Origin of the sequence: Mycolicibacterium gilvum, assembly GCF_900454025.1 — a bacterium.
GTDB lineage: Bacteria > Actinomycetota > Actinomycetes > Mycobacteriales > Mycobacteriaceae > Mycobacterium > Mycobacterium gilvum.
Map to the genome: position 1 here is coordinate 3070038 of NZ_UGQM01000001.1, position 13938 is coordinate 3083975.

4 protein-coding genes are annotated in these 13938 nt (G+C 71.1%); all 4 read left to right on the top strand.

Going from position 1 to position 13938, the window contains the following annotated elements:
• Positions 1 to 148: 148 nt before the first annotated feature.
• The 4 genes from DYE23_RS14565 (at position 149) to DYE23_RS14580 (ending at position 13937) form a co-directional block, all read left to right on the top strand.
• Complete coding sequence (locus DYE23_RS14565; RefSeq protein WP_011894256.1) at positions 149 to 1927, top strand: AMP-binding protein; 1779 nt, start codon at positions 149 to 151, stop codon at positions 1925 to 1927.
• Complete coding sequence (locus DYE23_RS14570; protein WP_115327480.1) at positions 1924 to 7395, top strand: type I polyketide synthase; 5472 nt, start codon at positions 1924 to 1926, stop codon at positions 7393 to 7395. The genes DYE23_RS14565 and DYE23_RS14570 overlap by 4 nt, the downstream gene beginning before the upstream one ends.
• A 78-nt stretch (positions 7396 to 7473) precedes the next feature.
• Complete coding sequence (locus DYE23_RS14575; RefSeq protein ID WP_115327481.1) at positions 7474 to 9207, top strand: AMP-binding protein; 1734 nt, start codon at positions 7474 to 7476, stop codon at positions 9205 to 9207.
• Positions 9204 to 13937 (top strand): type I polyketide synthase, encoded by a 4734-nt coding sequence (locus DYE23_RS14580; RefSeq protein WP_011894253.1) that lies wholly within the window; start codon positions 9204 to 9206, stop codon positions 13935 to 13937. Before DYE23_RS14575 ends, DYE23_RS14580 begins: the two co-directional genes overlap by 4 nt.
• Position 13938: the final 1 nt, after the last annotated feature.

A 13938-nucleotide genomic window follows, 5' to 3' on the forward strand; every position in this document is an offset into this window, starting at 1 on the left:
ATCCTTCGTTGGATTGCACAACATTTCCCACGGCCCGGTGTTAGCCTTCGGGCGAGCGGGGGAATGCGCGGCCCTAGAGCTGTGAACTGGATTGCCATCCACGGCAATGAAGCCGGGACACAGGAGATAGTGAAAGGACGACGTCGCCATGCCGTTGCTTGAGTCGACCATTCCTGGCTTGCTGGCCGAGCGGGCGCGTACGCAGCCCGACGATGTGGCCTATACCTTCATCGACTACGACGTCGACCCCGCAGGCTTCGCCGAGAGCCTCACCTGGGCCCAGATGCACCACCGCGTCCAGGTGGTCGCCGAGGAACTGCTGCGCCACGGCGTCAAGGGCGACCGCGCCGCGATCCTCGCCCCGCAGGGCCTGGAGTACATCATCGCCTTCTACGGGGCGATGGCGGCGGGCTTCATCGCCGTGCCGCTCCCGGTTCCCGCACTCGGCCAGCTCGACGAGCGGGTCAACGGCGCGCTGCGCGACTGCCAGCCCGTCGCGGTGCTGACCACCTCCGCGGTCGTCAACGACATCATGACCTACGTCGGAGGACTGCCCGGCGGCATCTCGCCGGTCGTGGTGGAGGTCGACGCGCTCGACTTCGATTCCCCGCGCACCGTCGAGATCAACGTCGGACCGCTGCCGAAGACCGCCTACCTGCAGTACACCTCCGGGTCGACGCGCGCGCCCGCCGGCGTGATCATGACGCACCGCAATGTCATCGCGAACCTCGAGCAGATCTTCACCGACTACATGTCGCACCGCGGTGGCGTGCCCCCGCAGGACACCACGATGGTGTCGTGGCTGCCCTTCTACCACGACATGGGTCTGATCCAGGGTGTGTTCGCGACGCTGCTGTGCCCGCCGGACGGGCCCGACGGCAAGTGGGGCCGCCCCGCCATCCTGATGAGCCCGGTCGCGTTCCTGCAGAAGCCGGCCCGCTGGATCCAGCAGCTCGCGCTGAACACGCACTCCTGGTCGGCCGCTCCGAACTTCGCGTTCGAGCTGTCCGTGCGCCGGACCTCCGACGCCGACATGGCCGGCCTCGATCTCGGTGACGTGCTGGGCATCATCAGCGGTAGCGAGCGCATCCACTCCGCGACGATCCGCCGGTTCAACGAGCGCTTCGCGCAGTTCAACCTGCCCGACTTCACGGTGCGTCCGTCCTACGGCCTGGCCGAGGCCACGCTGTACGTGATCTCCGCACCCACCGGCCACAAGCCGGCCACCGTGCGCTTCGACTACGAGAAGCTCTCGGCCGGCCATGCCGAACGGTGTGGCACCGAATCGGGCACCGAGCTGGTCAGCTACGGCGCCCCGCGGTCGTCGACCGTCCGCATCGTCGATCCGGAGACCCGGATGGAGAATCCGGACGGCAAGATCGGTGAGATCTGGGTGCACGGCGAGCAGGTCGCGATGGGTTACTGGCGCAACCCGCAGTTGACCGAGCGCACCTTCGGCGGCGAGATCGCCGACCCGACCCCGGGCACCCCGGTGGGCACCTGGCTGCGCACCGGCGACCTCGGTGTGATGTCCGAAGGCGAGATGTTCATCATCGGCCGCATCAAGGACCTGCTGATCGTCGACGGACGCAACCACTACCCGGACGACATCGAGGCCACGATCCAGGAGATCACCGGCGGCCGGGTCGCCGCGGTGTCGGTCCTGGAGGACACTAGCGAGCAACTGGTGGCGATCGTCGAGATGAAGAAGAAGGGCGGCTCGGAGGCCGAGGCCCTCGACAAGCTGCGCGCGGTCAAGCGTGAGGTCGCCTCGGCGATCAAACGGTCGCACAGCGTGCGCGTCGCCGACCTGGTGCTCGTCGCACCCGGTTCCATCCCGATCACCACCAGCGGCAAGATCCGGCGCTCGGCCTGTGCGGACCGCTACCGCCTCGACGAGTTCAGCCGCCTGGACGTCACCACATGACCTCTGCGTTCGACGAGGACGCCATTCGGAACTGGTTGGTCGACTATCTGGTCACCAACATCGGATGTAGTCCTGATGAGATCGACTTCGATGCACCACTGAACGATCTCGCCGTCGGATCCAGCGACGCCGTCGTGCTCACCGGAGAGCTGTCGGAGTTGCTGGGCCGAACCGTGTCCCCGGTCGAGTTCTGGCAGTACCCGACGATCAACGCGCTGGCCCGGTTCCTGACCGGCGGTGAGGTCGAGGCCGTCGCGGAGGTGTCGCCCATCCGGCGGGTGTCCGACGACGCGATCGCCGTCGTCGGCCTGGGCGTCCGGTTCCCCGGCGGCGGCGACGACATCCACGGTCCCGACGACCTCTGGGAGTTCCTCGCGCAGGGCCGCTCGGCGGTCAGCCAGGTGCCCCCGACCAGGTGGTCCTGGTACGACGACGGCTCTCCCGAGGGCGCGGCCGCGCTGGCCCACACCACCCGTTGGGGCTCCTACCTCTCCGAGATCGACGAGTTCGACGCGGACTACTTCGAGATCTCGCCCAGCGAGGCCGACAAGATGGACCCCCAGCAGCGGCTGCTGCTGGAGGTGACCCACGAGGCTCTCGAGCACGCCGGGATCCGCCCTGACGTGTTGCGCCACACCCAGACCGGCGTGTTCGTCGGCGCCTGCCTCGGCGAGTACGCCGTGATGGCGTCCAAGGATCTCGCCGAGGTCAACGCGTACTCCGGCACCGGTGGGGCGCTGAGCATCATCGCCAACCGCGTGTCGTACTTCTACGACCTGCGCGGCCCGTCGGTCACGATCGACACCGCGTGCTCGTCGTCGCTGGTGGCGATCCACCTGGCGTGCCAGAGCCTGCGCAGCGGGGACTCCGACGTGGCGCTGGCCGGCGGGGTGAACGTCATCCTGTCGCCGGCCGTGACACGCAGCTTCGACCAGGCCGAGGCCATGTCGAAGTCCGGCCGCTGCCATGCCTTCGACTCGCGCGCGGACGGTTTCGTGCGCGGCGAGGGCTGTGGTGTCGCGGTGCTCAAGCGGCTGTCCGACGCCCAGCGCGACGGGGACCGCGTGCTCGCCGTGGTCCGCGGGTCCGCGGTCAACCAGGACGGCCGGTCCAACGGGCTGATGGCGCCGAACCCGGCGGCCCAGATGTCGGTGCTGCGCTCGGCGTATGCCGCCGCGGGCGTCGAACCCCGCGAGGTCGACTACATCGAGGCGCACGGCACCGGGACGCTGCTCGGCGACCCGATCGAGGCCCGTGCCCTGGGCAGCGTGCTGGGCCGCGGCCGCGCCGCCGACGCGCCGCTGCTGATCGGGGCGATCAAGTCCAATCTCGGGCACACCGAGGCGGCCGCCGGGATCGCCGGATTCGCCAAGACGGTGCTCGCGCTGCAGCGCGGCCGGATCCCGGCCAACCTCGACTACCAGTCACCCAACCCGCACATCCCGTTCGACAACCTCCGGCTGAAGGTCGTCGACGAGGTCACCGACTGGGAGCCCGTCGGCCGCCCGCGGGTGGCCGGGGTGTCGTCGTTCGGTTTCGGCGGCACCAACGCCCACGTCGTCCTGGAGCAGGCGCCCGACCCGACGCCCGCCGAGGACACCGACGTCGCGCCCGCTGCGGCGTCACCTGTCACGACGCTCGTCGTGGCCGGTAAGTCGGCGCCGCGCATCGCGACGACCGCGGGCATGCTCGCCGAGTGGCTGGCCGGTGACGGGGCCGACGTCCCCCTGGACCAGGTCGCCCACTCGCTGAACCACCACCGGGCCCAGCACTCGAAGTTCGCGACGGTCTGCACGCGGGACCGGGCGGGCGCGCTGGCCGGCCTGCAGGCGCTCGCGGCGGGACACACCGCCCCGGGAGTCGTCCCCCCGCATCAGGGCTCGTGCCGGCCCGGCAAGGTGTTCGTCTACTCCGGCCAGGGCGCGCAGTGGACCGGCATGGGCCGGCGGCTGCTGGCCGACGAGCCGGCGTTCGCCGCGGCCGTCGCCGAGCTGGAACCGGTCTTCGTCGAACAGGTCGGTTTCTCGCTGCAGCAGATCCTCGCCGGCGGCGAGACCGTCACCGGCATCGACCGCATCCAGCCGGTGCTGGTCGGCATGCAGCTGGCGCTGACCGAACTGTGGCGCGCCTACGGCGTGCACCCCGACGCCGTCATCGGACATTCGATGGGTGAGGTCGCCGCGTCGGTCGTCGCCGGCGCGCTGTCGGTCGCCGACGGGCTCAAGGTGATCGCGACCCGGTCGAAGCTGATGTCGCGGCTGTCCGGTCAGGGAGCGATGGCGCTCATCGAACTCGATCCCGACGCCGCGACCGCGTTGATCGCCGACTACCCGGACGTGACGCTCGCGGTGTACGCCTCGCCGCGCCAGACCGTGATCGCGGGTCCGCCCGACCAGGTGGACGCCGTGATCGCCGCGGTGTCCGCGCAGGACCGGCTGGCACGCCGCATCGAGGTCGACGTGGCATCGCACCACCCGACGATCGACCCGATCCTGCCCGAGCTGCGCGAGGCGCTGAGCGGTCTGCGCCCGGTGTCTCCCAACATCCCGATCGTGATCACGACGCGCGAGCACGACGGTCCCGAGCCGGTGTTCGACGCCGACTACTGGGTGGACAACCTGCGCAACCCGGTGCGGTTCGAGCAGGCGGTGGCCGCCGCGGGGGCGGAGATCGGCACGTTCATCGAGGTCAGCCCGCACCCGCTGTTGACCTACGGCATCAGCGACACGCTCGGCACGACCCATCACCACAGCGTGCCCACACTGCTGCGCGAGACGGGGAGCGAGGGCGACGAGGCATCTGATGAGACCTTGTCGTTCCACACGAACCTCAACAGCACGTTCACGACCAAACCCCCGGTCAGCGACCACGGTCCGGAACCACACCCGGTCCTGCCCGCCACGCCGTGGCACCACACCAGGCACTGGGTCGCGCACAAGAAGGTCGACCGTCGCGGCCCGTCGGCGCCCCGACCGGGCACCCTGCTCGGCGACCTGACGTCGGTGGCCACCAGTCCGCCCACCCATCTGTGGCAGGCCCGGCTGGTGCGCGACGCGAAGCCGTACCCGGGGTTCCACCGCATCCAGGGTGTCGAGGTGGTCCCGATGTCGGTGCTGCTGCGCACGCTGGCGGCCGCGGCGGCGGAGTCGGGCGCCTCAGCGCTGGCCGACATTCGGTTCGACCGGCCGGTCGTGGTCGACCAGCCGCAGGTCATCCAGGTCGTCGCCCACGGCGACACGATCACGATGGCCTCGGCGCCCCACGCCGACGCCCCGGCCAACCGCTGGGTGCGCCATGCCACCGCGCGGGTCGCGCAGCCGCGTCCCGCCGACACCGGCGCGGTCGACGTCACCGCCGCGACCGACTACGACCGCTCGACGGTCGAGGAGCTGCAGTCCCGGTGGGGCGTGGAGGGGCAGCCCTTCCCGTGGTCCATCGAGACCTGCCGCGCCACGAGCGACGGAGTGCTCGCCGAGGTGCGGTGGCAGGACGGGTCCGCGGTGGCGCTGCTCGACGCCGCGGTCCAGGTCGCCCGCCTGGCCGACATCAACGACGACCGCCTCCTCGTGCCGGCGGCGGTGGAGAGCCTGACCGCGACCGGTGAGTTGCTGGCGTCCTCGGGCACCGTCACCGTGCGGCGCCGCCCCGGCACCGGCGAGGATCTGGTGCTCGACGTCGCGGTCACCGTCCCCAACGACAGCACCCGCGTCGACATCGTCGGCCTGCGCTACGTCGACGTGCAGGCAGGGCCCGCCGAGGCGGCGCCCGCCGATCCGCGCAGCGTCGCCCACGAGATCGCCTGGCGACCCTGGACGGCCCCGTCCGAGACTGCGCCGGCCGGCGCGTCCCTCGCGGTCGTCGGCTCCGGCACCACCGCCGACGCCCTGCGGGAGCGCCTCGCCGCCGCGGGATACACCGACGCCGACGAGGCCACCGCGCAGTGCGTGCTGTACGTACCCGGCCCCGACGGTGACGATCTCGATGCGACGGTCCGGCTCTGCGGCGAGGTGGCTTCGCTGGTCTCCCGACTCGCCGACCGCCCCGGCACCGGCGAGCCGCGACTGTGGATCCTCACCGAGGGTGTGCGGGACGCCGAATCGGCGCAGTCGTTGCCGCACAGCAGCTTGTGGGGTCTCGCCGGCGTCGTCGGCGCCGAGCAGCCGCAGCTGTGGGGCGGGCTGGTCGACGTCGCGTCCGGCGCCGACCTCGACGAGACTGCCAAAGCCCTCGCCGGTGTCCTGCCGGTCGCGGCCAAGTCGATCCTGTCGCTGCGCGGCGGCGAGTTCTTCGCCCCCGAGCTGGCGGCCCTCGCGTCCGACCCGGTGCGCGAGCCCCTGCGCTGCCGTCCCGACGCCGCCTATCTGATCACCGGCGGCCTGGGCGCACTCGGCCTGGTGACGGCCGAGTGGCTCGCCGACCGGGGCGCACGCCGCGTGGTCCTCGCCGGCCGGACGGCTCTGCCGCCGCGGCGCCGGTGGGACGACGACGATCTCGACAAGGACGCCCGCGACAAGATCGCCGCGGTGCGGGCGCTGGAACTGCGTGGCGTCGCCGTCGAGCTCGCACCCGTCGACATCGGTTCCCGCGACGCGGTCGAGGCGCTGCTGACCCGCCGCGACGAGCAGGGCGCCCCGCCGATCCGCGGCGTGATCCACGGCGCCGGGCTCACCGACAGCCAGCTGCTCACCGACATCGACGACGAGCGGTTGCGCCGCACGCTGTGGCCGAAGGTCGCGGGCGCCCGGGTGCTGCACGAACTGTTCCCGACCGACAGCGTCGACTTCCTGTACCTGACCGCCTCGGCGGGCACCGTGTTCGGTGTGCCCGGGCAGGGTGCCTACGCCGCGGGCAACGCCTACCTCGACGGACTGGCCCGGGCACGGCACCGCGAGGGTGGCGTGACGGCGAGCCTGGACTGGGTGGCGTGGCGCGGACTCGGCTTCGGATCCGACGCCCAGGTCGTCATCGACGAACTGGAACGCCAGGGGTCACGGCCGGTCACCCCGGCGGAGGCCTTCGCCGCCTGGGAGTACGCGAGCCGATTCGACGTCCCCCACGTGGTGATGGCGCCGACGCTGGACGCCGACGAGGACACCGATCAGGCCGCCGCGCCCGGACCGGAGCGCGACTGGTCGCAGATGTCGGCCGACGACGTGGTCTCCGAGCTGGAGAGCGGTCTGCGCACGATCCTGGCCGTCGAGCTCCGGATCGGGGACGACGAGGTCGATTCCGACCGTCCGCTGGCCGAGATGGGACTCAACTCGGTGATGGCGATGTCGATTCGGCGCGAGGTGGAGAAGCTCGCCGGGATCGAGCTGTCGGCGACGATGCTGTGGAATTACCCGACCATCGGGGCGCTTGCGGCCTACCTCGCCGAGAAGGTGGCGCCCCAGGCGGTCGCGGAGGCAGCCGAGGAGGATTCGGGAGACAGCCTGCTCGACTCGCTGTTCGACAGCGTCGAGAACTGATTTCGCAAATCGGCCTGTGAGGGGGACCATATCGAGGGCCCTCCGGCCGGGTTTGAGTGTGGACAAGGAGTGATTGGTGTGACAGCGCTGACCGAAGCCTCCATCCCCGCGGTACTGGCCGATCGCGCGGAGAAGCAGCCCGACGACATCGCGTACACGTTCGTCGACTACGAGGCCGACCCGGCCGGCGTCACCGACAGTCTGACGTGGTCGGAGGTGCACGAGCGCGTGCAGATCGTCGCCGGGAAACTCGCGACGATCGGCTCGCCGGGCGACCGCGCGGTGATCCTGGCCCCGCAGAGCCTGGAGTACATCATCGGGTTCCTCGGCGCGGTGGCCGCCGGCTTCATCGCCGTCCCGCTGTCCATGCCGCAGACCCGCCACCACGACGAGCGCGTCACCGGCGCGATGGCCGACTCGACACCGGTCGTCGTGCTCACGACCTCCGCGGTCGTCGAGGACGTCCGCAGGTACGGCCAGGCCGACCCGAAGCAGCGGCCGCCGAAATTCCTCGAGATCGACACCCTCGACTTCGATTCGCCGCCGAAGCCGGCGCCCGCGGCGTCGCTGCCCAAGACCGCCTACCTGCAGTACACCTCAGGTTCGACGCGCAGCCCCGCCGGCGTGGTCGTGACCCACAAGAACGTGGTCGTCAATCTCGAGCAGCTGCTGACCGACTACTACGAGGCCTATCCCGACGGCCCGCCCGCGGACACCACGATCGTGTCGTGGCTGCCCTTCTACCACGACATGGGCCTCATCGTCGGGGTGTTCATCCCGATGATGCTGGGCCGGCCCGCGGTGCTGATGAGCCCGGTCGCGTTCATGATGAAGCCGTCCCGCTGGATGCAGCTGCTCGGCTCGAATCCGAGCGCGTTCACCGCGGCCCCGAACTTCGCGTTCGAACTCGCCGTCAAGCGCACCTCCGACGAGGACATGGCCGGCAAGGACCTCAGCACGGTCGTCGTGATGATCAACGGGGCCGAGCGGGTGCACGGCTCGACGGTGCGCCGGTTCAATGAGCGGTTCGCCGCGTTCGGCCTTCCGGACTCCGCGATGCGGCCGTCCTACGGCCTGGCCGAGGCGACGGTGTACGTCGCGGCGTCGGCGGGCGGCCGCCCGCCGACGGCGGTCCGGTTCGACGTCGAGAAGCTCGCCGCCGGGCACGCCGAGATCTGTAGCGAGGACACGGGCACCGAGCTGATCAGCTGCGGCGCGCCGCGCTCGACGACGGCCCGGGTGGTCGATCCCGACACGCTCGTCGAGAATCCCGCGGGCAAGATCGGCGAGGTGTGGCTGCACGGCGAGCACGTCGCCGCCGGCTACTGGCACAACCCGAAGCTGTCGGAACTGTTCGCCGCGCAGTTGAGCGAGCCGAGCGCCGGGACGCCGAAGGGTCCGTGGTTGCGCACCGGCGACCTCGGCGTGATGTTCGACGACGAGCTCTACATCATCGGTCGCATCAAGGATCTGCTGATCGTCGACGGCCGCAACCACTACCCGGACGACATCGAGGCGACGGTTGCCGAGTTCACCGGCGGCCGCGTCGCGGCGGTCTCTGTCCCCGATGAGGCCAGTGAGCGTCTGGTCGTGATCGCCGAGCTCAAGAAGCAGCTCGATCAATCGGTGCTGGACTCGGTCCGCCAGCAGGTCACCGCGGCAGTGTCGCAGACCCACAGCGTCCGCGTGTCGGACTTCGTGCTGGTCGGACCCGGCTCGCTGCCGCTGACCACCAGCGGCAAGGTGCGCCGGGCGTCCAGCGTCCAGCTGTACCTCAACGACTCGTTCAGCCGTCTGGACGCCACTACATGACCTCTGCTTCCGACGAGGCTGCTGTTCGTCGGTGGTTGATCGACTACCTGGTCACGAACAACGGGTGCAGTCCAGAGCACATCGAGCGCGGTGCGTCCATGCACGACCTCGGCGTGGGGTCGCGCGACGCGGTGGTGCTCACCGGTGTGCTCTCGGAGTACCTCGGCCGCACGGTGTCGCCGGTCGACTTCTGGCAGTACCCGACCGTGGACTCGCTGGCGAAGTTCCTGACCGGCGGTGAGGTGGAGCCCATCGAGGTCGGTGGCGCCGCCCGGCCCGCCGGGATGGACGAGCCGATCGCGGTGATCGGGCTCGGCCTGCGTCTGCCCGGCGGCGACGACCTCGACGGCAACATCGAGGGGCCCGACGCCTACTGGGATTTCCTGACCGAGGGCCGGTCGTCGGTGCGCGAGGTGCCCGAGGACCGCTGGTCGTGGTTCAACGACGGCACACCCGAGGGGGCCGCGGCGCTGGCGGCGACCACCAGGTGGGGTTCCTACCTGCGCGACCTCGACGCGTTCGACGCCGAGTTCTTCGAGATCATGCCCCGCGAGGCGACCCGGATGGATCCCCAGCAGCGGCTGCTGCTGGAGGTCACCCACGAGGCGCTGGAGAACGCGGGCATCGCGGCCGACGCGCTCGCCGAGACGCGCACCGGCGTGTTCGCCGGCGCGAGTGCCGGTGACTACGCGCAGATGGGCGCGACCGACCTCGGTGGCATCGACGCCTGGTACGGCACCGGCGGTTCGATCAGCATCATCGCCAACCGCGTCTCGTACTTCTTCGACCTGCGCGGTCCGTCGGTCACGATCGACACGGCGTGCTCGTCGTCGCTGGTCGCGGTGCACCTGGCCGCGCAGAGCCTGCGCACCGGGGACTCGGATCTGGCGCTGGCGGCCGGCGTGAACCTGCTGTTGTCCCCGGCGGGCACCCGCGGTCTCGACCAGGCCGAGGCGCTGTCGCCGACGGGGCAGTGCCACGCGTTCGACGCGAGCGCCGACGGCTTCGTGCGCGGCGAGGGCTGCGGCGTCGCGGTGCTCAAGCGGCTGTCCGACGCCCAGCGCGACGGTGACCGCGTGCTCGCGGTGATCCGCGGGTCCGCGGTCAACCAGGACGGCCGGTCCAACGGGCTGATGGCGCCGAACCCGTCGGCTCAGATCGCGGTGCTGCGCGCCGCGTACGCCGCGGCCGGGGTGAACCCGCGCGAGGTCGACTACGTCGAGGCGCACGGGACGGGCACGCTGCTCGGCGACCCGATCGAGGCGCGCGCGCTGGGCACCGTGCTCGGCAAGGGCCGTCCCGCCGACGCGCCGCTGATGATCGGCGCGGTCAAGTCGAACCTGGGGCACCTGGAGGCCGCGGCCGGCATCGCCGGATTCGCGAAGGCGGTGCTGGCGTTGCAGCACAACAGGATCCCGGGCAACCGCGGCTGGCAGACCCCCAACCCGCACATCCCGTTCGACAAGCTGCGCCTGCGGGTGATCGACGAACACACCGACTGGGCACCGGCAGGCCGGCCCCGCCGCGCGGGCATCTCGTCGTTCGGTTTCGGGGGCACCAACGCCCACGTCGTGATCGAGCAGGCGCCGGTGTTGCCGCCGACTCCCGGTGAGGCCCCCGAGGGCGCCGTGACCACGCTGGTGGTGTCCGGCAAGTCGGCCGAGCGCATCGCGACCCACGCCGCGGCGCTCGCGGTGTGGATGGACGGCACCGACGCCTCCCTGACCGAGGTGGCCCACACCCTCAACCACCACCGCACGCAGCACCCCCGCTTCGCGACCGTGACCGCCCGCGACAAGGCACAGGCCGTCGCCGGGCTGTCGGCGCTGGCGGCCGGGCAGACCGTGCCGGGCGTCGTCGCCGCGGCTACGGCGACCCCGAAGCCGGGGACGGTGTTCGTGTACTCCGGCCAGGGTTCGCAGTGGCCGGGCATGGCCCGGCGGCTTCTCGCCGACGAACCCGTGTTCGCCGAGGCGCTCGACGAGATCGAGCCGCTCTTCGCCGAACACGTCGGCTTCTCGCTGCGCGACGTGATCGCCGGCGGCCGCGAGGTCAGCGGCGATGCCGAGGTGCAGCCGGTGCTGATGGGCGTTCAGCTGGCCCTGACGCAGCTGTGGCGCTCCTACGGGGTCCATCCGGACGCGGTCATCGGGCACTCGATGGGTGAGGTCACCGCGGCCGTGGTCGCCGGGGCGCTCGATGTCGCCGACGGCCTGAAGGTCATCGCGGCGCGGTCGACGATCATGTCGCGGCTGGCCGGACAGGGCGCGGTCGCGTTGCTCAACGTCGACGCCGACGAGTGCGCGGCGCTGATCGGCGGGCATCCCAGCGTGGAGATCGCCGGCTACCTGTCGCCGCACCAGACCGTGGTGGCGGGGTTGCCGGAGGAGGTCGACGCGGTGATCGCGACGGTCACCTCGCTGAACACGTTCGCCCGGCGCGTCAACATGGTCGTCGCGTCGCACACCGCGCTGATGGATCCGGTGCTCGACGACATCCGGTCCGCGCTGTCGGATGTCGACCCGAACATCCCGTCGCTGCCGTTCCTGTCGACGGTCACCGATCCGGGCGTGACCCCGGAGTTCGACGCCGACTACTGGGTGTCCAACGTGCGGCAGCCGGTCCGGTTCAGCCAGGCCGTGTCGGCCGCGGCCACCGAGTACGGCACGTTCGTCGAGATCAGCCCGCACCCGACACTCGGACAGTCGATCCGCGACACATTGGGCGACGGTGCGGACCACCTCGTCGTGGGCACGCTGGCGCGCGACGCCGACGACACCGTCGCCTTCCACGCGAGCGTGAACGCGACCCACACGTCGCGCCCGCCGCACACCCCGCACGGCCCCGAACCGCACCTGGTGCTGCCCGCCACGCCGTGGCATCACACCCGGCACTGGATCGACGTGCGGCCGGCGCGCCGCAGCGGGGGAGTCCGCGCGGGTGCCGTTCCGGCGGGCAGCCCGGTACCGCCGGAGTGGTTCTGCGAACTGACGTGGCCGGCCAAACCCCTTGCTGCACACCATGACCCAGAGGGCACAGCGAAGTGGCTGGTGGTCGGCGACGATGCGCTGGCCGACCAGATGCGCCGTCTCGGTGCGGCGGTGACCACAGGTGGCCCCGACGACCTGGCCGACGCCACCCACGTGCTCTATGCGCCGTCGACGAGCGACGAGCTGGGCTACGAGCTGTTCGAGACCGGCCGCGCGCTGGCCAGAGCCGCGGCGCAGGATCCGACACCGCCGAAGCTGTTCCTGCTGACCCGCAACGCCCAGCCCGTGGAGGCGGGGGATCGGGCCGACCCGGCGCAGGCCGTGCTGTGGGGGCTGGGGCGGACGCTGGCGCTGGAGCACCCCGAGATCTGGGGCGGGGTCCTCGACGTCGACGCGTCGGTGCCGGCCGTCGTCGCGGCGCGGTGGGCGCTGGCCGAGGCGCACGCCGGCGACGGTGAGGATCAGGTCGTGTACCGCGCCGGGATCCGGCGCGTAGCCCGTCTGGTGCACGCGCTGCCGCCCGCACCGACCGGACCCACGACCTTGGCGCGCGACGGTGCGCACCTGGTTATCGGCGCCACCGGCAACATCGGGCCCGGGCTGATCGAACAGCTGGCAGCGATGGGCGCCGGGACCGTCGTGGCGGTGTCCCGGAACCCGGGCACCCGGCTCGACGAGCTCACCGCGCGGCTGGCCGCGACCGGTACGACGGTGGTGACCGTGGCCGCCGACGCGTCCGACGAGTCCTCGCTGCGCCCGGTGTTCGAGCGCTTCGGCGCGGACCTGCCGCCGCTAAAGGGCGTGTACCTGGCCGCGATGGCCGGCGGCCCGGTCACGCTGGCGGAGATGACCCACGAGGACGTCGTCGCGATGTTCCGGCCGAAGCTGGATGCCGCCGCGGCCGTGCACACGCTGTCGCTGAGCCATCCGGTCGAGCAGTTCGTGCTGTTCTCGTCGATCTCGGGGGTTCTCGGCTCGCGCTGGCTGGCCCACTACGCGGCGACGACGACATTCCTGGACACCTTCGCGTTCGCCCGGCGCGCCGCGGGCCTGCCGGCGAGCGCGATCAACTGGGGTCTGTGGAAGTCGCTGGCCGACGCGCAGACCGGCTTCGAGGCCCAAGCCACCCACGAGTCCGGGCTGGAGCCGATGGACGACGCGGTCGCGATCACCGCGCTGCAGGCGTTCGTGGGGCCGCAAGCCCCCGTGCGGGGCACGGTCGTGGCCGCGGACTGGCCGCGGCTGGCCGCGGCGTATCACACCCGCGCGCAGCTGCACATCCTCGACGATCTGCTGGCCGAAGAAGGCACAGCGGCGTCCGGACCGGCCCTGACCGGCGACACGAAGTTTCGCCAGGAGCTGAAGGACCGCGACCCCGAACAGCGCCGCGACATGCTGACCGATTTCGTGATCTCGCAGGTCGCGGCGGCCATGGGGCTGGCTTCGGCACACACGCTCGATCCCGGCGTCGGCTTCTTCCAGTTCGGAATGGATTCGCTGATGAGCGTAACGTTGCAGCGTTCTCTGAGCGAAAGCCTCGGGGAGACCCTGCCGGCGTCGGTCGTGTTCGACTATCCGACCGTCGAGGCGCTCACCGATTATTTGGCGTCGGTGCTTCCTGAGATAATCGAGACCGCCGGTACCGAGGGTGGGGACGTCATCAGCGACGAGGCTGACGACACGTACGACGACCTCGCCGAGGACGAGCTGCTGGCGAGACTGTCGGAAAGATTGAGTTGAC